24 protein-coding genes and 2 riboswitches are annotated in these 26,323 nt (G+C 64.1%); of the genes, 8 read left to right on the top strand and 16 right to left on the bottom strand.

Going from position 1 to position 26,323, the window contains the following annotated elements; translation table 11 throughout:
- From A3M3_RS0109850 to A3M3_RS0109815, 8 genes are all read right to left on the bottom strand, one after another.
- Entirely contained in the window at positions 1 to 2,337 is a 2,337-nt protein-coding gene (locus A3M3_RS0109850) for an FdhF/YdeP family oxidoreductase (protein ID WP_028266177.1), read from the bottom strand.
- Between the two features lie 62 nt (positions 2,338 to 2,399).
- A complete protein-coding gene (locus tag A3M3_RS0109845) occupies positions 2,400 to 3,752 on the bottom strand; it encodes a molybdopterin molybdotransferase MoeA (protein WP_028266176.1) in 1,353 nt (450 codons plus the stop codon).
- Positions 3,749 to 4,036 carry a DUF6457 domain-containing protein gene (locus A3M3_RS28500; RefSeq protein WP_028266175.1) on the bottom strand — a complete coding sequence of 96 codons (288 nt, stop codon included), beginning with the start codon at positions 4,034 to 4,036 and terminating at the stop codon, positions 3,749 to 3,751. Before A3M3_RS28500 ends, A3M3_RS0109845 begins: the two co-directional genes overlap by 4 nt.
- Positions 4,037 to 4,067: 31 nt before the next feature.
- Complete coding sequence (gene mobA / locus A3M3_RS0109835; protein ID WP_028266174.1) at positions 4,068 to 4,703, bottom strand: molybdenum cofactor guanylyltransferase; 636 nt, start codon at positions 4,701 to 4,703, stop codon at positions 4,068 to 4,070.
- A 37-nt stretch (positions 4,704 to 4,740) separates the two neighbouring features.
- Positions 4,741 to 5,241, bottom strand: coding sequence for an HNH endonuclease (locus A3M3_RS0109830; protein ID WP_028266173.1), 501 nt, complete (start codon positions 5,239 to 5,241; stop codon positions 4,741 to 4,743).
- Positions 5,242 to 5,544: 303 nt separating this feature from the next.
- Positions 5,545 to 6,309, bottom strand: coding sequence for an NlpC/P60 family protein (locus A3M3_RS0109825; RefSeq protein WP_028266172.1), 765 nt, complete (start codon positions 6,307 to 6,309; stop codon positions 5,545 to 5,547).
- A 4-nt stretch (positions 6,310 to 6,313) separates the two neighbouring features.
- A riboswitch (cyclic di-AMP (ydaO/yuaA leader) is annotated at positions 6,314 to 6,481 on the bottom strand.
- 145 nt (positions 6,482 to 6,626) lie between these two features.
- Positions 6,627 to 7,448, bottom strand: a complete 822-nt coding sequence (locus A3M3_RS0109820) for a M23 family metallopeptidase (protein WP_028266171.1) — start codon at positions 7,446 to 7,448, stop codon at positions 6,627 to 6,629.
- 2 nt (positions 7,449 to 7,450) lie between these two features.
- A riboswitch (cyclic di-AMP (ydaO/yuaA leader) is annotated at positions 7,451 to 7,661 on the bottom strand.
- Positions 7,662 to 7,788: 127 nt separating this feature from the next.
- Positions 7,789 to 8,484: a metal-dependent transcriptional regulator gene (locus A3M3_RS0109815; RefSeq protein WP_028266170.1), complete on the bottom strand. Its 696-nt coding sequence runs from the start codon at positions 8,482 to 8,484 to the stop codon at positions 7,789 to 7,791.
- A 314-nt stretch (positions 8,485 to 8,798) separates the two neighbouring features.
- On the opposite strand from A3M3_RS0109815, the gene serC reads away from it, so the two are divergent.
- Complete coding sequence (gene serC, locus A3M3_RS0109810) at positions 8,799 to 9,929, top strand: phosphoserine transaminase (RefSeq protein WP_028266169.1); 1,131 nt, start codon at positions 8,799 to 8,801, stop codon at positions 9,927 to 9,929.
- 20 nt (positions 9,930 to 9,949) lie between these two features.
- Here the strand turns inward: serC and A3M3_RS0109805 are convergent, their stop codons facing one another.
- From A3M3_RS0109805 to A3M3_RS0109795, 3 genes are read right to left on the bottom strand one after another with little or no spacing between them, the layout of a single operon-like run.
- Positions 9,950 to 11,311, bottom strand: coding sequence for an MFS transporter (locus A3M3_RS0109805; RefSeq protein WP_028266168.1), 1,362 nt, complete (start codon positions 11,309 to 11,311; stop codon positions 9,950 to 9,952).
- Positions 11,312 to 11,355: 44 nt separating this feature from the next.
- Positions 11,356 to 11,940: a DUF3027 domain-containing protein gene (locus A3M3_RS0109800; RefSeq protein ID WP_028266167.1), complete on the bottom strand. Its 585-nt coding sequence runs from the start codon at positions 11,938 to 11,940 to the stop codon at positions 11,356 to 11,358.
- Between the two features lie 6 nt (positions 11,941 to 11,946).
- Positions 11,947 to 12,330 carry a cold-shock protein gene (locus A3M3_RS0109795; protein WP_028266166.1) on the bottom strand — a complete coding sequence of 128 codons (384 nt, stop codon included), beginning with the start codon at positions 12,328 to 12,330 and terminating at the stop codon, positions 11,947 to 11,949.
- Between the two features lie 233 nt (positions 12,331 to 12,563).
- On the opposite strand from A3M3_RS0109795, the gene A3M3_RS0109790 reads away from it, so the two are divergent.
- The 3 genes from A3M3_RS0109790 to A3M3_RS0109780 are packed head-to-tail and all read left to right on the top strand — an operon-like array spanning position 12,564 to position 16,945.
- Entirely contained in the window at positions 12,564 to 12,779 is a 216-nt protein-coding gene (locus A3M3_RS0109790) for a hypothetical protein (RefSeq protein ID WP_028266165.1), read from the top strand.
- 49 nt (positions 12,780 to 12,828) lie between these two features.
- Positions 12,829 to 15,291, top strand: a complete 2,463-nt coding sequence (locus A3M3_RS0109785) for a helicase-associated domain-containing protein (protein WP_028266164.1) — start codon at positions 12,829 to 12,831, stop codon at positions 15,289 to 15,291.
- Between the two features lie 10 nt (positions 15,292 to 15,301).
- Positions 15,302 to 16,945: a DNA repair helicase XPB gene (locus A3M3_RS0109780; protein ID WP_028266163.1), complete on the top strand. Its 1,644-nt coding sequence runs from the start codon at positions 15,302 to 15,304 to the stop codon at positions 16,943 to 16,945.
- A gap of 25 nt (positions 16,946 to 16,970) precedes the next feature.
- On the opposite strand, the gene A3M3_RS24590 is transcribed toward A3M3_RS0109780, so the two are convergent.
- Both A3M3_RS24590 and A3M3_RS0109770 read right to left on the bottom strand, forming a co-directional pair.
- A complete protein-coding gene (locus A3M3_RS24590) occupies positions 16,971 to 17,225 on the bottom strand; it encodes a hypothetical protein (RefSeq protein WP_051423090.1) in 255 nt (84 codons plus the stop codon).
- A 70-nt stretch (positions 17,226 to 17,295) separates the two neighbouring features.
- A complete protein-coding gene (locus tag A3M3_RS0109770) occupies positions 17,296 to 18,204 on the bottom strand; it encodes a LysR family transcriptional regulator ArgP (protein WP_028266162.1) in 909 nt (302 codons plus the stop codon).
- Positions 18,205 to 18,273: 69 nt separating this feature from the next.
- Here A3M3_RS0109770 and A3M3_RS0109765 point away from each other — a divergent pair, with 69 nt between their 5' ends.
- The 4 genes from A3M3_RS0109765 (at position 18,274) to A3M3_RS0109750 (ending at position 21,635) form a co-directional block, all read left to right on the top strand.
- A complete protein-coding gene (locus tag A3M3_RS0109765) occupies positions 18,274 to 18,909 on the top strand; it encodes a LysE/ArgO family amino acid transporter (protein ID WP_028266161.1) in 636 nt (211 codons plus the stop codon).
- A gap of 82 nt (positions 18,910 to 18,991) precedes the next feature.
- Positions 18,992 to 19,702: a response regulator transcription factor gene (locus tag A3M3_RS0109760; protein ID WP_028266160.1), complete on the top strand. Its 711-nt coding sequence runs from the start codon at positions 18,992 to 18,994 to the stop codon at positions 19,700 to 19,702.
- 1 nt (position 19,703) lies between these two features.
- On the top strand, positions 19,704 to 21,197 hold the full coding sequence (locus A3M3_RS0109755; RefSeq protein WP_035741571.1) for a sensor histidine kinase: 1,494 nt from the start codon (positions 19,704 to 19,706) through the stop codon (positions 21,195 to 21,197).
- Between the two features lie 147 nt (positions 21,198 to 21,344).
- Positions 21,345 to 21,635, top strand: coding sequence for a WXG100 family type VII secretion target (locus A3M3_RS0109750; protein WP_028266158.1), 291 nt, complete (start codon positions 21,345 to 21,347; stop codon positions 21,633 to 21,635).
- A 98-nt stretch (positions 21,636 to 21,733) separates the two neighbouring features.
- Here A3M3_RS0109750 and A3M3_RS0109745 read toward each other — a convergent pair whose 3' ends face one another.
- From A3M3_RS0109745 to A3M3_RS0109735, 3 genes are all read right to left on the bottom strand, one after another.
- Positions 21,734 to 22,795, bottom strand: coding sequence for a ribonuclease HI family protein (locus A3M3_RS0109745; RefSeq protein ID WP_028266157.1), 1,062 nt, complete (start codon positions 22,793 to 22,795; stop codon positions 21,734 to 21,736).
- A gap of 316 nt (positions 22,796 to 23,111) precedes the next feature.
- Positions 23,112 to 24,740, bottom strand: coding sequence for a chaperonin GroEL (groL, locus tag A3M3_RS0109740; protein WP_028266156.1), 1,629 nt, complete (start codon positions 24,738 to 24,740; stop codon positions 23,112 to 23,114).
- Between the two features lie 298 nt (positions 24,741 to 25,038).
- Positions 25,039 to 26,322: an ABC transporter substrate-binding protein gene (locus tag A3M3_RS0109735; protein WP_155854356.1), complete on the bottom strand. Its 1,284-nt coding sequence runs from the start codon at positions 26,320 to 26,322 to the stop codon at positions 25,039 to 25,041.
- Position 26,323 lies beyond the last annotated feature (1 nt).

The raw sequence follows: 26,323 nt of genomic DNA, 5'->3' as shown, positions 1-26,323 counted from the left end.
TCAGATCCCTACCGTCTGGGCAGCTTCACCGTGTTCAGCGGCTTCCCCGTGCTTAACGAACCGCACAGTCATGGCCTTGTAACCGGGCGTGTTGGATTCACGGGCAACCAGCTCGCGGTGGACCAGGGCGTTGGCCTCCGGGAAATACGCAGCCGCACAACCCTTCGCCGTGGGGTAGGCAACCAGCCGGAACTTGTCCGCCCGGCGTTCCGTGCCCCCGAACGTGGAGATGACGTCCACCAAGTCCCGGTCTTCGAAGCCGAGCTCGCTGATATCGTCCTCGTGGACCAAGATGACCCGGCGGCCATCGGAAATGCCGCGGTAGCGGTCATCGAGCCCGTAGAACGTGGTGTTGTACTGGTCGTGGCTACGGACCGTCTGCAGGATCAGGTGGCCGGCCGGGGCTTCGAGGTACTCCAGCGGGCTCACGGTGAAGCGTGCCTTGCCGATGTCCGTCGCGAACGTCCGGGTGTCGCGCGGCGGATTGGGCAGCACAAAACCATTCTTGGTCCGGACCCTCGCGTTGAAGTCCTGGAAGCCGGGGATCACCCTGGAGATGTGGTCGCGGATGACGTCGTAGTCTTCGGCCATGGCACGCCAATCCACCGGGTGGTTGTCCCCGAGGACCGCCTGCGCCATGCGTGCGACGATGACGGGTTCGCTGAGCAGGTGGTCCGAGACCGGAGTCAGCCGGCCCTGGGTGGAGTGGATCACGGACATGGAGTCTTCCACCGAGAGTATCTGGCGGCCGCCTGGGTGCTTGTCGTCGCTGTCCGTTCTGCCCAGGGTAGGCAGGATCAGGGAGGTCTTGCCATGCACTACGTGGGCACGGTTGGGCTTGGTAGAGATGTGTACCGTCAGCCCGGCCCTCTTCAGCCCTTCCTCCAGCGCAACGGTATCCGAGCCCGCCGCCGCGAAGTTACCGCCCATGGAGACGAACACATCCACGTCGCCCTTCTCCAAGGCGTGCTGGGTTTCCACGGAGTCGTAGCCGTGTGCCCGCGGCATTGTGAATCCGAATTCCTTGTCGAGAGCTGCGAGGAAGCCCTCCGAAGGCTTCTCCCAGATACCCATGGTGCGGTCGCCCTGCACGTTGGAGTGGCCGCGGACGGGGCAAGCTCCGGCGCCCCGCTTGCCGAAGTTGCCTTGGAGGAGCAGGAGGTTGATGATTTCCCGCAAGGTATCTACGGAGTGCGGCTGCTGGGTCAGGCCGAGCGCCCAGCAAATGATGGTGCCCTTCGAAGCGGCCAGCATGCCCGCCACCTTGGTGATTTCGATGCGGCTCAGGCCCGTGGCGCGTTCCGTCTCCTCCCAGTCCAGGGTTGCCCGTGCCTCGGCGTAAGCCTCGAAGCCGTCGGTCTGCGCCTCGATGAAGGCGCTGTCCACCACGGTGCCCGGTTTCCGCTTCTCTTCTTCCAGCAGGAGGTGGCCCAGCGCCTGGAACAAAGCGAGGTCCCCACCTACCTTGATCTGCAGGAATTCATCCGCGATGTCCGTGCCACCGCCCACCACGCCGTTGAGGGACTGGGGATCCTTGAAGTTCAGGAGCCCGGCTTCGGGCAACGGATTAACGGCGACAACCTTGCCGCCGTTGTTCTTGCAATCGCGCAGGGCGGAGAGCATGCGCGGATGGTTGGTTCCCGGGTTTTGGCCTACCACGAGCACCAGTTGCGCCTCATGGATGTCTTCCAAGGAGACGGTGCCTTTACCGATGCCGATGGTCGGGTTCAGGGCGCTGCCGGAGGACTCGTGGCACATGTTCGAGCAGTCGGGCAGGTTGTTGGTGCCCAGGCTCCGGGCGAAGAGCTGGTACATGAAGGCGGTCTCGTTGGCGGTCCGCCCCGAGGTGTAGAAGACGCAGCGGTCCGGGGTGGTGGCGTTCACGTGCTCACCGATCAGGGCGAAAGCGTCCGCCCAGCTGATCGGCGAATAGTGTGTTTCGCCCGGGCGAATGACGACGGGCTCGGCGATGCGTCCTTGGCTGCCTAGCCAGTACTCGGTCTTGTCCTCAAGCTCGGCCAAGGAATGCCGGGCCCAAAACGCCGAGTCGACCACCCGCGTGGTGCTTTCTTCGGCAATGGCTTTGGCACCGTTTTCGCAGAACTCGGCGGGACTGCGTTTGCCCGTAATGGACTCCGGCCAAGCGCACCCGGGACAATCGAAACCGTCCCGCTGGTTGACGCGGAGCATCGACTTGACGGTCCGGCTCACACCGGCTTGGGCCCAGCCCCGTTCCAATGCGACGGTGACTGCCTTGACACCGGCGGCGGAGCGCTTGGGCGGGTGGACTTGGAGATCATCTTCATTGATATCCTGCTCGGGAGCATGCCTGTTCATGATCCCATCATTGCAAGGCCTGACTCCCGATTCCACCTGTGTCCATTCTTGGCCGGAAGATGTCAGCCGGTCAGGGCACTCCAGTCCACTGGACCTGACGAAACCTTGCGGCTGGGCCTGGCGGGAGTCTTCTTGGCTTGGCCCTCCGGAGGCTTCGCCGCGGGAAGCGGAGGCCCCCAAGGCAAGGGAAAAGCGGGCACGGCCTCGCCCAGCTGCACGCCGTGGGGTGGCACCACCATGACTCCGTCAGCACTCGCGAGCCCCCGCATCATCCCCGGCCCCGCGTGCTGCGCCGGAGAGGCCAAACCGTACACGAACCTGAAGGGAAGCAAGCGGGTGCGTCCAGGATCGGCGTCGAGCATCGCTCCGCTTGGCACCTCTTCGATGTCGGACAGCGTTCCGTGCCCGAGTCCGGCGAGCAGCGGCGCCCCGATCGTGAAGAGCGCCATCATGGCAGCGAGCGGGTTCCCGGGAAGCCCGACCACAAAGCGTCCGTCAGGCAGTTCGGCCAAGACGGCGGGATGTCCCGGCCGCATCGCGATGCCATCAATCAACAAACGGCCCCCGAGCTCCGCAATGGCCCGCCGGAAGTGGTCCGTCCCCGAGCGGCCCGTACCCCCTGTGGTGATAACGACGTCGGCGGGTGGCCTCTCCGGCGACAATTCGCCTTCCTCCAGGCCCGAGAGCCATTCTTCATAGGAGTCGCCCACTTTGAGCTGCTCGCCGCGGATCCCGCCAAGGAGTTCGACGACGGCGCCAAGCTGGGGCCCGAAGGTATCCCGCACCCGGCCGGGGAGCGGCACACCCGTGGTCACCACTTCTGAGCCGGTCATGAGCAGCTTCACGTGGGGTTTGCCCAGGACGTCGAGTTCGTCGCGACCTGTCAGGGCGGCCAGGGCGAGGTGGGCGGGGTTCAGGACCACCCCGGATGCGATCAGCAGCTCGCCCGCCCCGGCTTCTTCTCCCGCGTTGCGGATATGTTGCCCATTGTGCGGTTCGCCGGGCTTGGCGTTCCCGCCGAGCGCGAGGACCGGCAAGCCATCTTCGTCGGTGGTCAGGACCCCGCTCTCGCTGCGGAGCACAGCCTTGGCCCCCGGCGGGATCAGACCGCCGGTAACAATAGGGCTCGCTTGGTGCGGGGCCAGCCGATGGCCTGGTTCGGCGAGGATCCATGGGCCGCTACCGTTGACAGCCCAGCCATCCATCGCCGAGGAAGCATAGTGCGGCACGTCCTGCAGCGCGCGGACATCCGCGGCCAAGATCCTGCCGAGGGCGTCCTTCAGGGCTACGGGTGCGGCCGGAATGGGCGTGGCACACTCGAAGGAAATTTGCCGGGCCTCCGCCCACAGGTGGTCGGCGTGCGGGACATGCTCGGCGTGCGGGTCCTCGGCGCTCTGGCCAGGGGCTTCCGTCATCCGGCGTCGATTCCGGGGTTCGTATAGTCCTTGGCGAGCGTGCGTGCCAGGCCCAACGCGGCATCCATCGATGCGGTTTCAGTCGACCGGCCCGAACCTGCGGCACGTCCGGCGGCGAAACCGGCAATGAAGGTGGTCAAAGGAGCTGCCGGCCGGACGACTGAATGCGCGGCTACGCCTGCCAAAGACAGGATCTCGTTGATGTCGATCTCGACGTCTTCGAGCTGGAATGCCTGCATCAGGCTCCTGCACCATTCCTCAAGCGTTTCTTCTTGGCTCTTCACGATCGGCCTCCACAGTCCGGTACAGCTTTTGTCACGGCTGGTCGCCGTCTACGCCGAGCGCCGCGGCATCACCCCAGGTATCCACGTCATCGGTGGAACCAGCGGGGACTGGTACGGCTAGCAGATCAAGCCTAGCAAGCAGCCGGAAGACTGCGGCATTGGCCAGGCCACCCCGTTCTGCTGCCGCCAGCACTTCCCGTTGCAAAGCGGAGAACCGGTAGACCCCGAGCAATGGCTGTCTTCGGCCATCGGCTGATACGGATATGGCCCCCTCCGCGTCCGGGTGCTCGGCAAGCTCGCTGAGCACCACCGGAACCGCGGTACCAGCGAACGGCATATCGCAGGCCATGACGAGTACCCACCGCGCGTGTGGCCCGCTTGGCAATCGACCGTGCCCGGCTCGGGTCACGCCGTCTTGTTCAAGGGCAGCGAGCCCTGCTTCGATCGCGGCCGCTGGTCCGGCGAATGGGGGGTCCTCGCGGGCGGTCAGGGTCCCGTCCGGCAATGTACCGGAATCCGGCCCGACGACGACGACGGTGCCGGCACCATGCGCTGCCTCCAGGGCGCGCTGGAGGAGCGTGACGCCGCCGAACTTGAGTTCGGCTTTGGGCACGCCACCTAGGCGGGAGGACTTCCCACCCGCCAAGATCACCGCATCAAAGTCCACCCGCCCAGATTACCCGGGAAGCAGGCTCAATTCCGGTTCAGGCCGCCGATTCGGGCAAGAGGAAGGGATCCCATGCGGGCGCAGGTTTCTCAAGCTCCTTGATTTGCCAGATAGTCCCGGTGGGCGCCGCCGGAGTGAACCTCAGTTTCCAGCCCATCTCGGCCGGTGTGTGGTCACTCTTGGCGTTGTTGCAGCGTAGGCACGCCGCCACCAGGTTTTCCCAGGAATCCGCGCCGCCCCTGGATTTGGGGTGGACGTGGTCAATGGTGTGAGCTGCTTTCCCGCAATAGGCGCAACGGTGACCGTCGCGGCGCAAGACGCCGCGGCGTGTGACCGCTGTGATCGTGTTGTACCTTGGCCGGATGTAGCGATTGAGGAGGATCACGGACGGACGTCCGAGAATCTCCTGTGGCCCGACGACAGGCTCGTCGCCTTCTGCCACTACGCTCGCTTTTCCGGTGAGCACAAGGACCAGCGCCCGGCGGAAGGTTACTACCGCCAGCGGTTCATATCCAGCATTCAGAACGAGTGTGCGCATGCACGTACCTCTTCACGGCCGCACCCGTCAGGGGCGCGAGGGCCGGCTGCCCTCTGCATGTACGGGCTGTGGATCGACACCACAAGAGTAAACACGCGGAGGCCAGATCAACGAATCCGCGGGTGGGTTCCGGGACTGTGTCGGGCAAAATTCATGTCCCGGACACGTCGCGGGAACCTTCGAATCGTCCGAAGAGCGGGTCTGGAATTGGGTCCCAAGGTTCCCCAGGCCGTGATTTAGCGCATGCCGGTTAAAACGAAACATCCCCGCAAGCACTCCAGCGGGGATGTTTCAGGAAGCTATTTAGCCACCAACGCGGATGAAGACCGGGCCGGAGCCAACGTTGACGCTGTACAGGGCGGTGGTGCCACCGTTCCAGCCACCGTGGACTGCCATGCCGTTGCCGACGTAAACGGCGATGTGGGCCATGCCCATGCCACCGTTCTGGTAGTAAACGAGGTCACCCGGCTGTGCTTCTGCGGCGCTGACGGTGCGGCCCAGGGAAAGGTAGTCTGCCGGCCAGCCGTGGAAGTTGATTCCCACGGCAGCCAGGGAGTTCGACGCCAGGGCGGTGCAGTCCTGGGCAACGCCAAGCTGAGCGTAGGCTGCAGCGGCAATTGCTGCACCCCGGCCGCTGGCAAGCTTGGTAGCAGGTGAAGCGGGGGTGGAGACAGAGAGCGTTGCGGTGGCCGTAGCGGCACCGGTCGTGGCCGCGGGGGCGGCAACGGCTTCCTGAACGGCAACCGGAGCAGCAACAACTGGAGCGGCTTCGGTCGAAACAGCCGGACGCTCGTACTTGATCGCGACCGAGGAGTCGGCCGCAATGCTGGCTTGGGCGATGGACTGGACTTCCAAAGTGGAGGTCCCAGTGGACTCGCGGGGGACGTTGGTTTCGGCAGCATTCGCTGCGATACCGCTAGTGAGGACCAGTCCGGACGCAGCGGCGATAACTGCTGCCTGACGGCCTACGCCACCGGCGTTGCTGCCGACTGATCTAGCGATAACGGCAAGCGAGTTGGTCTTGGTGACCGCGGCACGATGGCGCGCAAGAGTAGAGCGTGAAGACACGTAAGAGGCCTCTCCCTATGCCCGCGAGGTAAGCTGTCGGATTCGGATGGGAGTCATCCGGCCGCACTACTCCCCTTCGGAAGCTGTGCGACTTAACCCCAAGGCCATCGGTAAAGATGGCCAAAAGTTGGGTCCCCCGCCTCTGCCAGACGATGTTTTGCGAACGGAACCTCGGGCAGTGGCAGAGCTAGGCAATCCACCCGAGTGCATCAACTCTCTAAAAGTTGATGCGTGTTAGACGGTACATGAGTTTTGGCTGAATGTCACATTCAGGTCACGGCACGTGACAAGCATGCGATAGGCGGCCATCGGATTGGCTAGAGCCAACCCAAGGGGTCGACAACGTTGCCGTTGACCATGACTTCAAAATGGAGGTGGCAGCCGGTAGAGGCGCCCGTAGTGCCGCTCAGGGCGACCACATCGCCACGGCTGACCATTTGGCCCACCTGGACGTTGAACGAGGACAAGTGGTTGTACGTGGTTTCCAGGCCATTGCCATGGTCCACCACAATGCGGTTTCCGCCGCCGTAAGGGTGCCAGCCAGCGAAGGTGACTTTGCCGGCGGCGGCCGCGTGGACCGGGGTGCCACACTGGGCCACGAAGTCCTGGCCCCGGTGGAATTCTCCCAAACCGCCCGTGATCGGGTTCACGCGGTAGCCGAAGGGCGAGGCCGTGGTCAGGGTGTCCAGCGGCGCCCCCAGCGTTCCTTTGGAGGAAGACGTGGTGATGCTACCGACGGATTGAGCGCTCAAGAGTTGTTTGAGCTTGCTGTCCGGATCTGCCGTAGTGGACACTGCGGCGCGGCTGAAGTCGATCGTGGCATTGGCTGCCGCAGGAATCTCGGGCTGGTTTTCCACGGAAGGGGCGGACTGGCTTGACTCAGAGGCAGCCGTCATGGCGCCGGTGCCGGGCACTGCGACTGTCAGGAGGAGGCCTGTGGTGGCCAGGGCGACCCCTGCCTTCTGTCCAGCACCGCTCGCGGCCGCGAAATCGGCCATTTGCCGCAAGGGTCCTTTGCGTCGGCGGAATTCGCGATGCGGATCGCGGGGCCGTGGTTCGTGCGCAGCGACGCCGGCGGTCCGCAGCTCGGCAGTAAGACCGGACGCACGTCTGCGGCCCCTGGTGTTCTGGGTGGTCAAAGTCTTCCTCTCTGGCAAGCCTGCGAAGTTAGCTGTCGGATTCGGATCAGAGAGTGCATGGACCCGGTCCGCGCGAAGCACTCGAAGCACAGCGGAGTCCCTGAAAGGGTCCTGCGCTTTGTGCACTTCCGCTGCGGACTTCACCCCAAGGCCGCCTTTCGGCGACCGCTGATGGTTCCCCCGCTTCTGCCGATGAATGGGCTAATCCACCTGACCCGCCGGCAGAACTGGGCTTCGAATCAGGTAACGCTTTGGTATCGGCGCCAGTAGCCAACTATAGGGGATTAACCCCCTACGGTAATAATTTCGTTATCTTTGCCGGTCGCGCTGCTGAGGAAGGCTAAGCGACGGTCACAAACACGTGCGAAGCGACCTCGGGGGGAAGCTCCAGCGCACCATCTATATTGGGCACGCGAACGGAGATGTACTCCCCCACACGCTCCAAGGAAACCCTGGCGCCCGGGCGGATTCCACCCTCGTCGAACTGCACCAACAGCTCCGGCTCAACCTGAATCGGTTCGGCCAGGCGACTGACAGTGACTCGGTTCTCCGGCGAGTATTCGTTCATCGCTTCCAGAAGGTTGACCACGCCATCCGTAAAGGCATGGGACGCTACTCCGCCCAATGCTTCGAGTCCTGGGATGGGATTGCCATAGGGAGACTCCGTGGGGTGGTCCAGAAGTTCGTAGAGGCGCCGTTCCACCCGTTCGCTCATGACGTGCTCCCAGCGGCACGCTTCGTCGTGAACGTAGGCCCAGTCCAGTCCGATGACGTCGGCCAGCAGACGCTCGGCGAGCCGGTGCTTACGCATCACCTCGGTGGCGCGTTTCCGTCCGGTTTCGGTCAACTCGAGGTGCCGGTCGTTGGAAACAATCACCAGGCCGTCGCGCTCCATCCGGCCGATCGTCTGCGAAACGGTCGGACCGGAGTGCCGCAAGCGCTCGGCGATGCGGGCGCGAAGAGCCACGATGTTCTCTTCTTCAAGCTCCAAAATGGTCCGAAGATACATCTCAGTGGTATCAATCAGATCCGTCATCCAGCTCAGCTCCTCGAGCGCAGTATCTTGGGTGTGTCCACCGTATCGGGGCCGCCTCAACGGTCGAACAGACGGTCGACCCGCCGGCCGTCCCGGGCCGGGCGCCAGCTCCAAGCTTAGCTTATTTGGAATTACTCCGGATAATTCCGTTCGCGTACTCCTGCGCGCCACGGCAAAACTTTTCCACGTGGCGGACTGTGACACCGTCGGTTCTGCCCCGGGCTGCGGAGTCAGGCAGAATTGGGGAGTCGAAGGGGCAGAGATGCCACCTGCCACGACCCATCTAGGCCGCTACTTCACCATTGGAGCATCCCGTGAGCGACAACAGCATCACTATCCCCGCCGATTTGCTGCCCAAGGACGGCCGCTTCGGCGCCGGCCCCTCCAAGGTCCGCCCGGAGCAGATCGAGGCCTTGTCCGCAGCATCGACGTCGATCCTCGGCACCTCCCACCGCCAGGCACCAGTCAAGAACCTGGTGGGCTCGGTCCGCGAGGGACTCAGCCGGTTCTTCCGCGCGCCCGAGGGTTACGAGGTGATTCTCGGCGTCGGCGGCTCCACCGCGTTCTGGGATGTCGCCAGCTTCGGTCTGGTGGAGAAGAAGGCCCAACACCTTTCTTTTGGTGAGTTCGGCTCGAAGTTCGCCTCGGCCACCAACAAGGCTCCTTTCCTGGAGGCTTCCTCCATCATCACCTCCGAGCCGGGCACACGGCCGGTTTCCCGGGCAGAAGCAGGCGTGGACGTCTACGCCTGGCCGCAGAACGAAACCTCAACCGGCGTCGCCGCTCCCGTCAAGCGCGTTCAGGGCAGCGACGATGGCGCCTTGGTCCTGGTGGACGCCACGTCCGCGGCCGGCGGTCTGGATGTTGATGTTGCCGAGGCCGATGTCTACTACTTCGCGCCGCAAAAGAACTTCGCCTCCGACGGCGGCCTGTGGCTCGGTCTTTTCTCCCCGGCTGCAATAGAACGCGCCGCCCGCATCAAGGCGAGCGGCCGCTGGATCCCCGATTTCCTGGATCTGCAGACGGCCATCGACAACTCGAGGCTCAACCAGACCTACAACACGCCGTCCCTGTCCACCTTGGTGACGCTGGACGCACAGATCCAGTGGCTCAACAGCAACGGCGGTTTGGACTTCGCCAGCAAGCGCACTGCGGACTCCGCCAGCCGGATTTACGCCTGGGCCGAGGCTTCCGAGTACGCCACCCCATTCGTGGCCAAGGCCGAGGATCGTTCCAATGTCATCGCCACGATCGATTTCGACGAGTCGCTCGACGCCGCGGCCATCGCCAAGGTGCTGCGTTCCAACGGGATCGTGGACACGGAACCGTACCGCAAGCTAGGCCGCAACCAGCTCCGCGTCGCTACGTTCGTTGCCATTGAACCGGATGACGTCTCGGCGTTGCTTGCGAGCATCGACTTCGTCGTGGGCGAACTGAAGAAATAACGTCTGCCGCATTCCAGCGGTCAGGAGTGGTCGGCGTCGTCCGGGTATGGATCCCGGGCGGCGTCAGCTTCTTTAACGGCGTCAGCCCTTTTAACGGCGCCGTCTCCTTCGGCACCACGGGAGCCTTGGGATTCGATGCGGAAGAACCGCAAGCCACCGGCGCTGCGATCGAAGCGGAGCCGCAGCTGACGTGCGCGGATAATCCAGATGATGCCGACGACGGCGGTGCTTGCGCCGGCAGCCGCTGCCACCCCGACGGCCCAGCGGGGGCCGGCCACATTGGCCACCCAGCCAACGAAAGGAGCCCCAATGGGGGTTCCACCCATGAATATGGCCATGTACAGTGCCATGACCCTCCCGCGCATGACCGGTTCAGTGGTGGACTGCACATAGCCGTTGGCGCTCGTAATCATGGTCAGTGCAAACAGGCCGCAAGGAATCAGGGCCAAGGCAAACAAGGTGTAATTCGGCGCCAGGGCAGCCAGCCCGCTCGCAATGCCGAAACCGCCCGAGGCGGCGAAAATGAGCCGCATCCGGGGGCGCCCGCGCCGGGCGGACAGCAGCGCTCCGGCGACGGAACCGATCGCCATGATTGAGTTGAGCAGTCCGAATGCGCCCGCGTCCATGCCGAACTCCGTACCGACCATGGCCGCAATGAAGAGCACGAAGTTCAGGCCGAACGTGCCCATGATGAAGATCGCGACGAGGACAACCACAATGTCCGGGCGATTGCGGACATAGCGAAGCCCCTCACGGATACGGCCTTTGCCCGCGGCCGCCCGGGGCTGGACGCGCAATGAGGAGACAGGAATTGCCCGGATCGCGGCAAGCATTGCCACAAAGGTCAGCGTATTGATCATGAACACCCAGCCCGGGCCCACCGCCACCGTCAAGATGCCGGCCACGGCAGGACCGATCATGCGGGCAACGTTGAAGGAAGCACTGTTCAGCGCCACAGCGTTGGAGAGGTAGTCGTCCTTGACCAGCTCCGACACGAACGTCTGGCGCACGGGGGCGTCAAGTGCCGAGACAACGCCAAGCAAGAGCGCGAACACGTAGACGTGCCACAACTGGGCTGCGCCGCTCAGCACCAGAAGTCCCAAGCCAGCGCTCAGGATAGCCATAGCCGATTGCGTCATGACCAGGAGCCTGCGCCGGCTGTAACGGTCGGCAAGGAGGCCAGCCCACGGGGCGAGAAAAAGCTGCGGGCCCAGCTGCAGGGCCAGGGTCACGCCCATGGCACCGGCATCATGGTTGCTCAGGTGCGCAAAGACCAGCCAGTCCTGGGCAGTGCGTTGCATCCACGTGCCGATATTGGAGATCAGCGCACCGATAAACCAAATGCGGTAGTTAAGGACACCCAGCGATTTGAAGGTGGACATTAGCTTCCCCCTTCAAGGAATTCGATCGCCGGGTCCGCCAAGGGTTAGTCGGCCTCGATGTCGTCGGCTTCGTCGCTCTCTTGTTCGTCACCGGAGGCGGTGAGGTCCTCACCGGAGGGATCGCCGTCGTCGTCCGCGTCAACGGGGATGCCAGCCTCCTCCGCCAATTCTTCGGCTGCGGTAGCCTCGTCCTCCGGACGGACGCGCTTTGCCCACGGCACCCATTCAGGGGCGAGGATGGAGTCCTCGGACGGCAGGAGCCCAAGCTCGCTGACCGTGACCACTTTGGAGCGCGAATTGCGGGTCACGACGGCGTACCACTGCCAGCCGCCATAGCCGGCCAGCCGAGATTCGAACAGATGCGTGACGACGCGTTCGCCTTCGGAGCGCGCCGCAATATGCGGTCCGATCTCACCGGGCTTGGCGATGGTCTCTACCGCATTTCGGGCAACGTCGACGGCGGCGGCAAGGAAGGCGTCCGGCTTGCCGACGCGCCACACGGGAATGCCGGCGCGGCGCTTCGCCGTGGCCGGCTTCCGCTCAGCCCCGGGACCGGCCGTTCCAGCCGTTACAGCAGCGGCACCAATTCCGGCCACTTCAGGACTGGCTTCAGCGGATTCCGATGTCATCGGGGTTTAGGCTTCCAGCTCGTCGGCAACCTTGCGCAGAGCTGCCGCAATTGCTTTGCCTTTGGCGCCTTCAGGGTACTTACCGGCCGACAACGTCCCCGAAAGGTTGTCCAGAACGGACACAAGGTCCTGGACAACGGGCGCGAGTTCGCGGGCATTCATGCGCTTGGCCTTCGCGATGGACGGCAACTTGTCCAGCACGCGCAGGCCCAGCGCCTGGGCGCCTCGGCGACCGTCGGCGACGCCGAACTCAACCCGGGTGCCTGCCTTGAGATCCGTTACGCCCTCGGGCAGTGCGGATTTGGGCAGAAACACTTCCTGGCCGTCCTCTGCTGCGAGGAATCCGAAGCCTTTGTCCTTGTCATACCACTTGACCTTGCCGGTGGGCACGTAATCAACCTTCTTCGTTCTTGCTTTGAGACACAGCCGGCACGTCACCGCATCCGCAGGATACTGCGGGAACAGGGGTAACTGCCTGGTCCGTGTTGGTCTATTACTTCAAGGTTATCCTGCCCAGCCACGGATTCGCGCTTTGAGACCCCGGCAGGGCAGGTTCCGCCGCCTTTTGTTCGCAAGCAGACCCGGCCGGGTGAATGAGGTCCGGGACTGTTAGCGTTACATCCATGATTCCCCACGGCTACCGCCGCCCGCTCTTGATAGTTGCCGCCGTCGTCGCAGTCCTGTCCCTGGCGGCCGTAGGCACTGTCATGGCAATCGCTTTTGGCAACGGCGTGGCACCGGTCTGGATCACTTTCACCGCCCTCTACGGCCTGCCGCTCGCCTTTATCTTGATGGCAGCATTGGTGGTTGACTCCGTGTGGGCACGACGCCGCCAATGAGCAGCCGGAAAGCCCGACGGTGGGTCCGGCTGGCGGTAACGTTGAACTGATGTCCCTTATTCGTGCGCTCAGCAAGGAACTGGCAGCACGCAGCGATGATTCGCTGCGGGCCCTGTTTGCTGCGCGGCCGGACCTCATTTCTCCTGTCGTTCCGGATTTCGCGGCACTCGCGGCGCGGGCAAGTGCCAGGGTCAGCGTGCAGCGCGCGCTCGAGCGGCTCAACAAACCGGAAATGCAGGTACTGGAGACCCTCCACCTCTGCACCAATGCAGACACCGGCCACAGTGTCTCTGCGGCCGGACTGAAGAAATGCATCAACGGAGCTACGCTTGCGGCGCTCGAGCCGATCTTGAACAAGCTCCAGGACCTGGCGCTCATCCACCGGGCCGATCCGCCGGCCACGGTGCACAATCCTGGTCGGCAGCGCTTCTACTTGCCGGTGGGCAGCCTCAAGGATGTCATCGGCATCTACCCGGCCGGCTTAGGCCGCAGCTACACCGAGTTGGTACGGCTGCAACCAGCCTTCGCCCAGCGCGTGGTGCAGCTCGTCGCCGAACTCCACCAGAGCGGCGCAACGATCCTTCCTGCCACCACTCCCATGGACGCTGCGCTGGCGCTGCAGCGTTGGACTTCGACGCCGGACAACCTCCAGCACATCCTGTCCGAGGCCCCCGTCCGGACGCGTACTCTTTTGAACAAGTTCGGCAACTGGGCCATGGGTGCCGTGCCGCAGGCGCAGCGCAAGGCCTCCGTGCTCCATGAAGGCCGCGACGTCGGTCCGGTCGATTGGCTGTTGGCCCGCGGATTGCTCGTCCCCCTCGACGCCGGTCACGTCGAGCTGCCGCACAGCGTCGGCTTGTCGCTGCGCGGAGGCGCGATCGTGGACCACTTCACGTTGAAGCCTCCCGTGCCGGAGCTTGGCCAGACCAGCGCCGCGTTGCGCCGAAATGCCGCTTTGGGTGCCATCGCCGAAGCCCTCCGCTTAGTAGGCGAACTCCTCCATGCGGTCCGGGAGCAGCCGGTGGTGACACTGCGCAGCGGCGGGGTCGGCGTGCGGGAGCTCAGGCGTCTCGCGGACAGCCTCCGCTTGGACATGCCGGAGACCGCCCTGCTCCTCGAGTTCAGTGCCCTGTCAGGATTGCTGCGCTTGGATGTGGACAGTTCCACCTGGGTACAGCCGCCCTCGGTGGAATGGCTCACGCTCCCGCGCCAAGAACAGTGGCTCTGGCTGGTCAACGCCTGGCTCGCCAGCGAGCGCGCGCCCTCACTCGTCGGGCAGACATTCCTTGGGCCTGCCACTACCGCTTCGCGATCCGGCTCACCGGCATCTTCCATCAACGCTTTGTCCGCCGAGGCCCAACGCCCTGACGCGCCCCTCGTGCGCAAGCGGATTCTGGAGATCCTCGACGAACTCACCCGCGAGGCCGAAGCGCCTGACGGCAAGGTTCCGGTGCTCAACGCCGAAGCCATCATGGAACGCGCCGAATGGAGCCAGCCCCGCATGTCCCGGCGCTTCAGCTCCCTCGTGCGCGGCATCCTGCACGAGGCGGAATTCCTGGGGCTTATGGGTTCCGGCGCCCTGACCCAGCTGGGCTCCGCGATCGCGGCCGAACACCCCGAGCTAGCCCTCAGCATCCTCGGCGAGCACTTGCCCGCCGCCGTCAATCACGTCCTGCTCCAAGCAGACCTGACCGCCGTCGCGCCCGGGTACCTGGCGCCTGAACTGAGCGAAAAACTCCTCATGATCGCGGAGGCCGAGGGCCAAGGTCCGGCCACGATTTTCCGATTCTCGGGCGACTCGATCCGCCGGGCGCTCGACGCGGGCCAAGACGCCGAGACCATTCTCGGGTTCCTGCGTTCCCACTCGGCAACCGATGTTCCGCAACCCCTCCAATACCTCATCAAGGACATCGCCTCGCGGCACGGACGGCTCCGCGTCGCCAGCAGTCCCAGTTTGATCCAAAGCGATGACGAGGCCGCCATCGCCGATCTCGCTCGCGAACCCGGGGCCGCAAGCCTGGGGCTCGTCCGGATCGCCCCCACAGTGCTGACCTCCGCGGCGAGCCCCCGGGAAACCGCGAGGGTGCTGCGCGAGCTGGGACTCTCGCCCGCCGTGCAGGAGGCGGAGACCGCCGTCGTACGCTTTAGGAGGACGGCGGCGGTGGCCGGCAGTGCACGCCCCGTTTACACGGCGCCCCGCACGGCCCCGGCAGACGACGACGTCGACGCCCAACTTGCCGTGCTGAGGCAGCATCGTGCGGTCCACGGCCAGGCGACAAGCGAAACGGCAACGCAACTGGGACTCGAAACGCTGCAACGGGCCATCCGCCTGAAGCAAGCCGTCATCATGAACGTGGTTGACGGCTTGGGGAATTCCAACACCGAGACCGTTGTTCCCGTATCGGTATCCGGCGGGCGTGTCCGGGTGTTCGACGCTGCCAGGGACACCGAAAGAGTCTTGTCCATTCACCGCATTATCGATGTGGAACCCGCGGGCGATCCGCACAAGTGAGGAAGCAATAGTGAGCGACGGTCCGCTGATCGTGCAGAGCGACAAAACCATCCTGCTGGAAGTCGACCATGAGCTCGCCACCGAGGCACGGCATGCGATTGCGGCATTCGCCGAGCTGGAGCGCGCTCCGGAACATGTCCATAGCTACCGGCTCACCCCCTTGGGCCTATGGAATGCGCGCGCCGCCGGACTGGACGCCGAAATAGTCCTCGATACGCTCCTGCGCTATTCCCGGTTTCCGGTGCCGCACTCGTTGCTGATCGACATCGAAGAGACAATGTCGCGCTATGGGCGGCTGCGACTGGAGAAAGACCCGCAACACGGATTGGTCATGCGCACCGACGACTACCCTGTGCTCGAGGAGGTCATCCGGGCCAAGAAGATCGCACCGTTGCTGGGTCCCAGGATCGATGGCGAAACCGTGGTGGTGCATTCCTCCCAGCGGGGCCAGCTCAAGCAATTGCTGCTCAAGCTCGGGTGGCCGGCCGAGGACCTCGCCGGCTACGTGGACGGCACTCCGCATTTGATTGCCTTGAACGAGGACGGCTGGCACCTGCGGCCCTACCAAAAGCTTGCCACGGAGAACTTCTGGGCCGGCGGAAGCGGCGTCGTCGTCCTGCCCTGTGGTGCTGGGAAGACGCTGGTGGGGGCGGCCGCCATGGCTATCAGCTCCACCACTACGCTGATCCTGGTGACCAACACGGTCGCGGCCCGGCAGTGGAAGGACGAACTCCTCAAACGGACGTCCTTGACGGAGCAGGAGATCGGCGAGTATTCGGGGGCGGTCAAGGAAGTCCGGCCCGTCACGATCGCCACGTACCAGGTCCTGACTACCAAGCGCGGAGGCCTCTACCCGCATCTGGAGCTCGTGGACGGGCACGACTGGGGACTCATTATCTACGACGAAGTCCACCTGCTGCCCGCCCCGATCTTCCGGATGACCGCGGACTTGCAGGCGCGCCGGCGCCTGGGGCTCACGGCAACCTTGGTGCGTGAGGACGGACGCGAAGGCGAGGTCTTCAGCCTGATTGGTCCCAAGCGCTACGACGCACCGTGGAAGGACATCGAAGCCCAAGGCTATATTGCGCCGGCGGACTGCGTGGAGGTCCGGGTGGACCTCCCCCGGGACGAGCGCGTGGCCTACGCCATGGCCGAAGATGCGGACAAGTACCGTTTGTGCGCGACGTCGGAGACCAAGACCCACTTGGTGGAGCAGCTCGTGGCTCTCCACCAGGGCGAGCAGCTGCTGGTGATCGGCCAGTACATCGACCAGTTGGATGAGATCGGCGAGCGCTTGGACGCTCCCGTGATCAAAGGCGACACCACGGTGAAAGTGCGGCAGAAGCTCTTTGATGCCTTCCGTGCCGGGGAAATCAAGACCCTGGTGGTGTCCAAAGTGGCCAACTTCTCGATCGACCTTCCCGAAGCCTCCGTGGCGATCCAGGTATCGGGGTCCTTCGGTTCCCGCCAAGAAGAAGCGCAGAGGTTGGGACGCTTGCTTCGCCCGAAGCAGGACGGCCGGGCCGCACGCTTCTACTCCTTGGTCGCCAGGGACACCCTCGACCAGGACTTCGCCGCCAAGCGGCAGCGCTTCCTCGCCGAACAGGGCTACGCGTACCGGATCATGGACGCCAAGGACGTTCCAACTGCTTAGGGGTTAAGCAAGCCGGCGCTAAGCGCTAGGCAACCAGCTGTTGTGCGTGTTCGTGCTGCTGTTGCGCTGCCGGCAGCACGACGACGTCGACAACCGCCCATGCTTCAGCTTCTTTCAGCTGCGAATTCGCGAAGCGCTCAGCGGCGGAGCGATCGCCGAATTCCTCGTGCTCGATGCGTCCGGAAAGTGTGTTCAGGTAGCTGACATGGAATTCGAGCTGCTGGGCTTCCGGTGGTTGTGGGTTCAGTGGTTGTGGGTTCAGTGCCTGTGAATTCTCCATGGCTCCAGTGTGAAACGAGGCTACGACAATTCATGACCGTGCCGGCGGCGTGTTGGCATTTGGCTGGCTGTCAGGCCCTGCGCAGCACGTCCGCGGCGGTGCTGCGGACCGCCGCGGTCACGGCGTCCAGTATCCGCGACGAAGTCCGCCATCGTTGCCAGTAGAGGGGAATGTCCAGCGGCCGCCCGGGCGCGAGTTCCACCAAGCGCCCATCGGCTATTTCCCGTTCACATTGCGTCTCAGGCAAGAGCCCCCACCCGAGCCCCAAGCGGATGGCCTCGGCAAACTCCTGGCTCGACGGAACATAATGGCGCGGACCTGCCGGTTCCGTTCCACGCCGCGCGCCGCCCATGAGCTCCAGGAACCGATGCTGGTACTCATCCTTGCGGTCAAAGTCCACGGCAGGAGCCGCGCGCAGGGAGGCGACGTTCACGCCGTCGGGAAGCCACCGGGTCCTGAAAACCGGGGTAGTGACGGCGCGGTAGCGCATGCTTCCCAGCGGCTCCACGCGGCAGCCCTGTACAGGCTCCGGAGTCGCCGTCACCGCGGCCATCACCGTTCCAGCGCGCAGCATGGACGTGGAATGCTGTTCATCGTCACGGTGGAGGTCGAACACGGCATTCAACTCAGCGGGGACCCGGGTGAGTGCATTGAGGAACCACACAGCAAGGGAATCCGCGTTGACCACGATCGGAACCGAGACCATCGGGGACTCGCCTGGCAGGCCCAGCTCACGTTCCGCGTCGGCTTCCAGCTGGGCAACTTGCCTCGCGAGCCTGAGCACCACCTGCCCCGACTCGGTGGCCTGGACGGGGTTGCTGCGCTGGAGCAACACCCTTCCGGATGCTTGTTCCAATGCCTTGAGTCGCTGGGAGACCGCCGACGGCGTGATGTTCAATAAGCCGGCGGCCGCGTCGAGCGTCCCCTCCGTGAGCACGGCGGCGAAGGTATGCAGCTGTTCAGAAGAGAATCTGGCCATAAGATGATCTTACGATGCCTAAGAATGTTTAGCTGTACTAATGCTGGGTGCTGAACCTAGCCTCGAAGAATGATCTCTCCCGACGCGTTTCATGCCGCTTGCCTTGGCCTCGGCGCTGGCCTGGCCCTCATCGTTGCCATCGGCGCACAGAACGCCTTCGTCCTCCGGCAAGGAATCCGCGGCGAACACATCGGGCCCATCGTCGCGGTGTGCGCCGTCTCGGACGCCATCCTCATCGCGGCCGGGGTACTCGGCACCGGTGCCCTGCTCGCCGCGGCCCCTGCCGCCGTCGTCGTCTTCCGTTACGTTGGTGCCGCTTTCCTCATCACGTATGGCGTGATGGCGGCGCGGCGGATCCTCACGCCGAAAGCACTGGTGTCCGCCGATCCAGAAACTTCGGGCGGCGGTCGAAGCGGACGGGCGGCTGCCCTGGCAACCGTCCTGGCCCTGACCTGGCTCAATCCGCATGTCTACCTGGACACCGTCTTGCTGTTGGGATCCGTGGCGAACGCCCAGGGGCCCGGGCTGCAGTGGTGGTTTGGCGCCGGAGCCATGCTGGGCAGCATTGCATGGTTCAGTTCTCTGGGGTTCGGTGCCAGACTGCTGCGCGGATTCTTTGCCCGCCCGGCGTCCTGGCGGATCCTGGACGGCGGGATTGCCGTCACTATGGTGGGACTCGGCGTCGGATTGGCCCTGGGCACCTGACAGCCACGCAACCACGACACCTGGGTAATTCTCACAACAAGCATCCAGTCAACTCCCAGAAACTGGGAGCATCATGAATGGTATGAAAAAGAACGGCCCCGAAGCCAAGCTGCTCGTCGTCGACGACGAACCCAACATCCGTGAGCTGCTCTCCACCTCGCTGCGCTTTGCTGGCTTTGAGGTCGTTGCGGCGTCGAACGGCCGCGAAGCCCTCGCAGCCGCGGATCTCCACGCCCCGGACCTCGCGGTCCTGGACGTCATGCTCCCGGACATGGACGGGTTCACCGTCACTCGCCGCCTCCGGGCTGCCGGGAAGCACTTCCCCGTCCTGTTCCTGACCGCCAAGGACGACACCGAGGACAAGGTCACCGGCCTGACTGTGGGCGGGGACGACTACGTCACCAAGCCCTTCAGCCTGGATGAAGTGGTGGCGCGGATCCGCGCTGTGTTGCGCCGCACGCAGCCCATGGAAGACGACGACGCCGTCATCCGCGTGGACGATCTGGAACTCGACGACGACGCGCACGAGGTCCGCCGAGGCGGCACCATCATCGAGCTCTCACCCACCGAGTTCAAACTGCTGCGCTACCTCATGCTGAACCCCAACCGGGTGCTCTCCAAGGCGCAGATCCTGGACCACGTCTGGGAGTACGACTTCAACGGGGACGCTTCGATCGTAGAATCCTACATCTCCTACCTCCGGCGCAAGGTGGACATTGATCCCGATGCAGCTGCGTTGATCCAGACCAAGCGCGGCGTCGGTTACGTGCTGCGGACGGCCGAGAAGCGCTGACTTGTTTAACCGTTGGAAGTCGGCGTCCCTCAGGTCGCAGCTGGTCGCCATCATCATGGGACTGCTGCTCCTTGCCTTGGCCGCCACCGGTGCCGGGACGCTGACGCTCGTCAGGAGCTACCTTCAAGGGCAGGTGGACGACAAGCTCAAGGCCGCCGTCCAGCTCGCCCAGCAGCAACAATCTTTTGCCAACCTGTCTGAGCCCAACCCGGCCGTGCCCACGGACTACTCCCTGACGCTCTACGCTCAGGGGTATCCGCTGTATGTTTTCGGCGGCAGCAAGAGCGACCGGCCCAATATCGCCAACATCACGCCAGCCGAAGCCAAGGACAGGAATTACGTGCCTTTCCAGGTGGGCGGGACAACCGGGGGCGATTGGCGCGTCGTAGCCGTCAACGTGGTGGACAACCGGACCGGCCAAAACGCCGTGGTGATCGTGGGACTGCCCTTATCCCCAGTGGACAAGGTCATGGAACACGCCACCCTCGTGGTGGTGGGCGTCGGCCTCCTGACCCTGGTGCTGGCGTTCTTCATCGCCACCTGGACCGTGGCACGCTCATTCCGGCCCCTCACCCGGGTTGAGAAGACGGCGGCCGCGATCGCCGCCGGTGATCTCTCACGCCGGGTCGACATCGAGAACCCCGTCACCGAGGTCGGCCGGCTGGGTGGCTCGCTCAACGCGATGCTCGCCCACATCGAATCGTCCTTCGCGGCACGGGCAGCTTCCGAAGCGCGCATGCGGCGATTTGCCGCCGATGCCTCCCACGAACTACGTACCCCATTGGTCACCATCCGCGGTTTCTCCGAGCTCTACCGCCACGGCGCCCTCGCCACGCCCGAAGACGTGCGTACCGCGATGGGCAGGATCGAGAGCGAAGCCAAACGCATGGGATCCATGGTTGAAGACCTGCTCTTGCTTGCGCGCCTCGATGAACAAAGGCCCCTGCAGCTCAAACCGGTGGACTTGCACCTCCTGGCGAACGACGCCGTCGTCGACTCCCTCGCAACCTCAGGCGCGCGCAAGATTTCCCTGACAGGACTCGACGGCGGGGCGGCGGCGCCTGCACCGGTCCAGGGCGACGAAGCCAAGCTGCGCCAAGTCCTGGGGAACCTGGTGGGGAACGCTTTGCGCTACACCCCTGAAGGATCACCGATTGAGCTCGCCGTCGGGGTTCGGAACACTCCCTCCGGCATGTTCTCCGTCCTTGAAGTGCGGGACCACGGCAGCGGTATTCCCGCCGAGGAGCTGCCCCGGATTTTCGAGCGCTTCTACAGGGCGGATACCTCGCGCACCCGGGAGACCGGCGGCAGCGGCCTTGGACTGGCCATTGTGGCAGCGATCGTAGGGTCCCATGGCGGTACCGTCAGGGTCGAAGAGACCGACGGCGGCGGGGCCACGCTAGTGGTCAGCCTCCCCTTCCAGGACGCCATCTCCGCGATACCTGAAGACGCGAGCATAGCCGATGGCGTTGCTGAGGCGGACGTCTCCGACTAGCGCCCGGCGGGGTGGCGGCGTGGCCGGAAGTTATCCACATAGCCGGGTTCGCCTCTGGCTGGGGACGTTTGCCGGCTCCTAGGCTCGTCGTGTGGACCACAAGCCAGCCGCACCCGCGGGACACCTTCAGTTGAAAGGCAACGCCCCATGAGCGTTATTTCCGTCGATACCGAACTGCTCCAGATCAAGTCCGCCAACGTCAAAGCCACCGTGGACCGGATCAGCGCCGACGTTCAGGCGATGAAATGTGGTTTGGACGAACTCCAAGCCACGTGGAAGGGATCAGCGGCCAACAATTTCCAGGCCCTCGTCTCGGAATGGACGTTGACCCAGAACAAGGTGGAAGCCTCGCTTGCATCCATCAACCTGGCCCTGTCTTCCGCAGCGGCAAGCTACCTGCAAACCGAACAGGGCAACACCCAGCGGTTCAGCTACTAGACGTACCCAGCAAGTAGGTGAGGGATTCCGGCGGGGGGCGCATCGGCTTCCCGCCGGATCCATCTTGCCCGCCAGCGTCCGTTTCTGCTTCCGCGTCCCTACTTCTCCGGCGTCGACTGGTGGAAGCGTAAGCGCCATCGGCCGTCGTCGAGCAACCAAATCGAACTCCGCACGGCGGATCCTGCCCGCCCATAACTTCTGTAACTCAGCAGGATGGTGTTGCTGCAGATACGGTCTACGGAAATGACCTCTGCCTCCGCGGTTTCCCCCGGATTATCCTCCAACGCCATCATGAGTTCGTCGCGGGACCAAACGCGTCCGGTGCTGCCGATCTCGGTAAAGTCTGGGTGAAGCAAGATCCCTGTTCGCCCGAGGTCCCCCCTGACGTCGGGCCTCAGGAGCTCTCTTTCGAGGCGAACCACCGTGTCCTCGTCCGAGCTTCCACCACTCCGGGCAAGGGCTCCGACCTCGTCGTCCCCGGCGAACAAAGTAGGCTCGATGAAGGCTTCGCGCTCTGTGAACGGCTCCGGCCCGGTGCCCAACGCCGAAACGTTGGAAAGGTCCTGACTGCCGAATAAGGTGAGGTCCTCACCGTCCTCAGCGGCATCAGCGTCGTCGTGGGGATCGTCGAAGAGGGAGGGCACTTCCGCCCTAACTGTGCGGGATGGGGAAGCCCTTGGCGCTTCGACGGCGCCTGGATAACCGGGTCCGCCAGGGGCGACTGTTATGCCTTGTTGGTACGCACTCGCAACGGCCCGGGCGCGCTCGTCGGCGGCCTCGTTGAGCTCGTGGCCTGCGTGGCCTTTGACCCACTCGAACGTATACTTTCGGCCGATGATGGCCTGGTCGATGTCTTTCAGCAGATCGACATTCAAGACGGGCTTTCCGTCGGCTTTTCGCCAGCCCTTCCGCTTCCATCCTGGCATCCACTTAGTGATGCAGTTGATGACGTACTGGCTGTCGCAGAGAATCTTCAGCTCTTCATCGGGAATATGCGCCGTGGACCGGAAAAGGTCCAGCACCGCCATCAGCTCGCCTTGGTTGTTGGTTCCGTGCGGCCATCCGCCGGCCCTCCAGCAAGAGTCGTTCACATACCAAGCCCAACCAGCAGGCCCGGGATTGCCGAGGGCAGAACCGTCGGCGGCAGCAATAATCGTCATGGTTTCCATCCTGCCAGACCACCCCGACACCCCATCACATCCCCCGAAGGACGCTCGCTCACTTATGCGGCGAAAATTTCAAACCCTCCTGCGGATATGGGGCCCAAACCCAAAGCCCTCCTCCACCAAACCTGAGCGAGCGCCGGCGGGAAACCCACCAAACGTGAGCGAGCGTCGCCGGGAAACCCACCAAACCTGAGCGAGCGCCGGCGGGAAACCCACCAAACCTGAGCGAGCGTCGTTAAACGGCGACGACGGCCCCCACCTGAGGCGGGAACCGTCGTCGTGCTTGTGACTAGTGAGTCAGCGCGGGGGCTTAGAAGCCGCCCATGCCGCCCATGTCGTCGCCGCCACCCATGGCCGGAGCGTTCTTCTCCGGCTTGTCGGCAACAACGGCCTCGGTGGTCAGGAACAGACCAGCGATGGACGCAGCGTTCTGGAGGGCCGAGCGGGTGACCTTTACGGGGTCGTTGACGCCGGCAGCCAGCAGGTCTTCGTACACGCCGGTCGCGGCATTCAGGCCGTGGCCTGCGGGCAGGCCGCGGACCTTGTCCACCACAACGCCCGGCTCCATGCCGGCGTTGAAGGCGATCTGCTTCAGTGGGGCATCGATGGCAACACGGACGATGTTGGCGCCCGTTGCTTCGTCGCCTTCGAGCTGCAGGTTGGCGAATGCTTTGGCGCCGGCCTGGATGAGGGCAACGCCACCACCAGCGACGATGCCTTCTTCAACGGCAGCCTTCGCGTTGCGGACTGCGTCCTCGATGCGGTGCTTGCGTTCCTTCAGTTCGACTTCGGTTGCGGCACCGGCTTTGATGACTGCAACGCCACCGGCCAGCTTGGCCAGGCGCTCCTGCAGCTTCTCGCGGTCGTAGTCGGAGTCGGAGTTTTCGATCTCGGCACGGATCTGCGCCACACGACCGGCAATGGCGTCGGCGTCGCCGGCACCCTCAACGATGGTGGTCTCGTCCTTCGTGACAACAACCTTGCGGGCGCTGCCGAGCAGTTCGAGGGTGGCGTTCTCCAGCTTGAGGCCGACTTCCTCGGCGATGACCTGGCCACCGGTGAGGATGGCGATGTCGGCGAGCTGTGCCTTGCGGCGGTCGCCGAAGCCCGGAGCCTTGACGGCAACGGACTTGAAGGTGCCACGGATCTTGTTGACGATCAGGGTGGCCAGGGCCTCGCCCTCAATGTCTTCGGCGATGATCAGCAGCGGCTTGCTGGACTGCATGACCTTCTCCAGGACCGCAACGAGTTCCTTCACGTTGGAGATCTTGGAGTTGACGATCAGGATGTACGGGTCTTCGAGGACCGTTTCCTGGCGCTCTGCGTCGGTGACGAAGTACGCGGAGATGTAGCCCTTGTCGAAGCGCATGCCTTCGGTGAGCTCAAGCTCCAGGCCGAAGGTGTTGGACTCCTCGACCGTGATAACGCCTTCCTTGCCGACCTTGTCAAGGGCCTCGGCGATAAGGTTACCGATTTCGGTGTCGCCAGCAGAGATGGATGCCGTGGCTGCGATCTCTTCCTTGGTCTCGATCTCCTTGGCGGAGGCGAGCAGCTCGGAGATGACGGCTTCGACAGCCTTCTCGATGCCGCGCTTGAGGGACAACGGGTCGGCGCCGGCAGCTACGTTGCGCAGGCCTTCCTTGACCAGGGCCTGGGCGAGAACGGTTGCGGTGGTGGTACCGTCGCCAGCGACGTCGTCAGTCTTCTTGGCAACTTCCTTGACCAGCTCGGCGCCGATCTTCTCGTAAGGATCGTCCAGCTCGATCTCCTTGGCGATGGAAACACCATCGTTGGTGATCGTGGGAGCGCCCCACTTCTTTTCGAGGACGACGTTGCGTCCACGCGGGCCGAGGGTGACCTTGACGGCGTCGGCGAGGATGTTCAGACCCCGCTCGAGACCGCGGCGTGCCTCTTCATCAAATGCAATGATCTTGGCCATAACGGCGGTAGTCCTTTCGGGACAGTCGTTAAGAAGGTGCCTTCACTGCGGTGCCCGCGACGGACGATCCTTCACATTCGGCCTCTGTACGCCGCCTGCTCCGGATCTCACCCCAGCAAGGTGTTCTTTGATCCCCAAGCAAGGCCACCAGCACCCATACGGCCGGGGCCATACGGAGAATTAGCAGTCAATGCTTGAGAGTGCTAATCAATAATTAGCACTCACCTGAGGAGAGTGCAAGCAGCGAGGGCTGGAAACGCCTCGCCACGCCACGGTAGTTCGCTATGGGCACAGCCCATCACGGCGTCCGGGATGCCGTCTCCTTGCCACTCACCCGCGCAGTGTTGTCTGCGCCGTAGGTGAAGACCATGTAGTTGGACGAGGTGACGTCCCCATTGGCGTCGAATCCGATGGCGCCGGACTCGCCGTCGTAATCCGGGAGCTTTGCCCCCTTCAACACCTCGACGCAATCCTTATATGACGCACAGGATGTGCGTTCTTTCGAGGCCGCATCGCCCGACGTCGGACGCACCCCGCCGGACACAGTGGTGAGCCACGCCGCGATCGAGCCCCCGGCGTCGTCGTTCGCGGCTGCAGCGGCAAGCGCCGCGAGAGTGACGGCGTCGAACGTTTCGGCAGCGTACGTCGTGTCCTTGAGATTGGGATCGATGCCCGTCAATCCGGACTGGAACTCAACGCTCGGAAAGACGCCGGGAAGAATTCCGCGCGCACCGTCGAGGCCACCGGCACCGAGCGTGGTTCCGTATTGACGGATGGCCCCGTCACTCAAGATCAGCTGCTTACCGCCCAGGCCCGCGTTCACGAGCTCGGCCAGCGCGCCGGGGGCACCATCACGGGCAACCACGACGACGGCGTCCGGTGACCCGGCCTTGATGCTCGCCGCGGCGGGAGCTGCTTTCCCTGCCGTGAATTCCGCGTTGGACACGGCTTCCATGCCGAGGCTGCGGGCCGCGTCCACGACCGCTCCGGAGACCCGCGTACCGTAGTCCCCGGCTTCGTGGAGGACGGAAATCCGCTTGGCGCCGGCGTCGTGGGCAAGCTTCGCCAGGACGCTGCCTTGGGCGGCGTCAGCGGCCGAGGTGCGGAAGTAGAAGCCGCCACTCTTGTAGCTGCTGAGTCCCGAGGCCGTGTTGGCTGGCGAAATGAGCGGAATCCGGGCGGGAGACAGTACGTCGATGGCTGCGGGCGCATGGCTGGAGTCCGTGGGCCCGACGACGACGTCGGCGTGCGCCGATAGCAACGCCTTGGCCTGGCTCGCCGTATCAGCACTAAAAGCGGCCGCGCTGCTGCCTTCACTCACCCCCGAGGCCGGAAGCAATTCGACGGGACTGCCCTTGAAACCGCCTGCGTCGTTGATTTGTTTGACGGCGAGCTTCGCGGCCGCCAGCTCAGACTCATTGAGAAATGCGGAACTGCCGCTATTGTCCAGAATCACCCCGATGCGCAGGACCCCGTCGCCGCTCGGAGTAACCGAGCTCAACCTGGCATTGCCGACGGACGCGGAACATCCGGACAGCCCGAGGGCCAAGACCGCAAAGCCTGCAAGAAGAGGCGATACCAAC

Source organism: Arthrobacter sp. MA-N2, from assembly GCF_000517125.1.
Classification (GTDB): domain Bacteria; phylum Actinomycetota; class Actinomycetes; order Actinomycetales; family Micrococcaceae; genus Arthrobacter; species Arthrobacter methylotrophus.
This window is presented reverse-complemented; position numbering and strand designations above follow the sequence as displayed.

Bases quoted from the DNA above. Each gene is read 5' to 3' on its own strand.
- A3M3_RS0109850 (WP_028266177.1), bottom strand. From the start codon at position 2,337: ATGAACAGGCATGCTCCCGAGCAGGATATCAATGAAGATGATCTCCAA.
- A3M3_RS0109845 (WP_028266176.1), bottom strand. From the start codon at position 3,752: ATGACGGAAGCCCCTGGCCAGAGCGCCGAGGACCCGCACGCCGAGCAT.
- A3M3_RS0109830 (WP_028266173.1), bottom strand. From the start codon at position 5,241: ATGCGCACACTCGTTCTGAATGCTGGATATGAACCGCTGGCGGTAGTA.
- A3M3_RS0109815 (WP_028266170.1), bottom strand. From the start codon at position 8,484: ATGACGGATCTGATTGATACCACTGAGATGTATCTTCGGACCATTTTG.
- A3M3_RS0109805 (WP_028266168.1), bottom strand. From the start codon at position 11,311: ATGTCCACCTTCAAATCGCTGGGTGTCCTTAACTACCGCATTTGGTTT.
- A3M3_RS0109800 (WP_028266167.1), bottom strand. From the start codon at position 11,940: ATGACATCGGAATCCGCTGAAGCCAGTCCTGAAGTGGCCGGAATTGGT.
- A3M3_RS0109790 (WP_028266165.1), top strand. From the start codon at position 12,564: ATGATTCCCCACGGCTACCGCCGCCCGCTCTTGATAGTTGCCGCCGTC.
- A3M3_RS0109785 (WP_028266164.1), top strand. From the start codon at position 12,829: ATGTCCCTTATTCGTGCGCTCAGCAAGGAACTGGCAGCACGCAGCGAT.
- A3M3_RS24590 (WP_051423090.1), bottom strand. From the start codon at position 17,225: ATGGAGAATTCACAGGCACTGAACCCACAACCACTGAACCCACAACCA.
- A3M3_RS0109770 (WP_028266162.1), bottom strand. From the start codon at position 18,204: ATGGCCAGATTCTCTTCTGAACAGCTGCATACCTTCGCCGCCGTGCTC.
- A3M3_RS0109765 (WP_028266161.1), top strand. From the start codon at position 18,274: ATGATCTCTCCCGACGCGTTTCATGCCGCTTGCCTTGGCCTCGGCGCT.
- A3M3_RS0109760 (WP_028266160.1), top strand. From the start codon at position 18,992: ATGAAAAAGAACGGCCCCGAAGCCAAGCTGCTCGTCGTCGACGACGAA.
- A3M3_RS0109750 (WP_028266158.1), top strand. From the start codon at position 21,345: ATGAGCGTTATTTCCGTCGATACCGAACTGCTCCAGATCAAGTCCGCC.
- A3M3_RS0109745 (WP_028266157.1), bottom strand. From the start codon at position 22,795: ATGACGATTATTGCTGCCGCCGACGGTTCTGCCCTCGGCAATCCCGGG.
- groL (WP_028266156.1), bottom strand. From the start codon at position 24,740: ATGGCCAAGATCATTGCATTTGATGAAGAGGCACGCCGCGGTCTCGAG.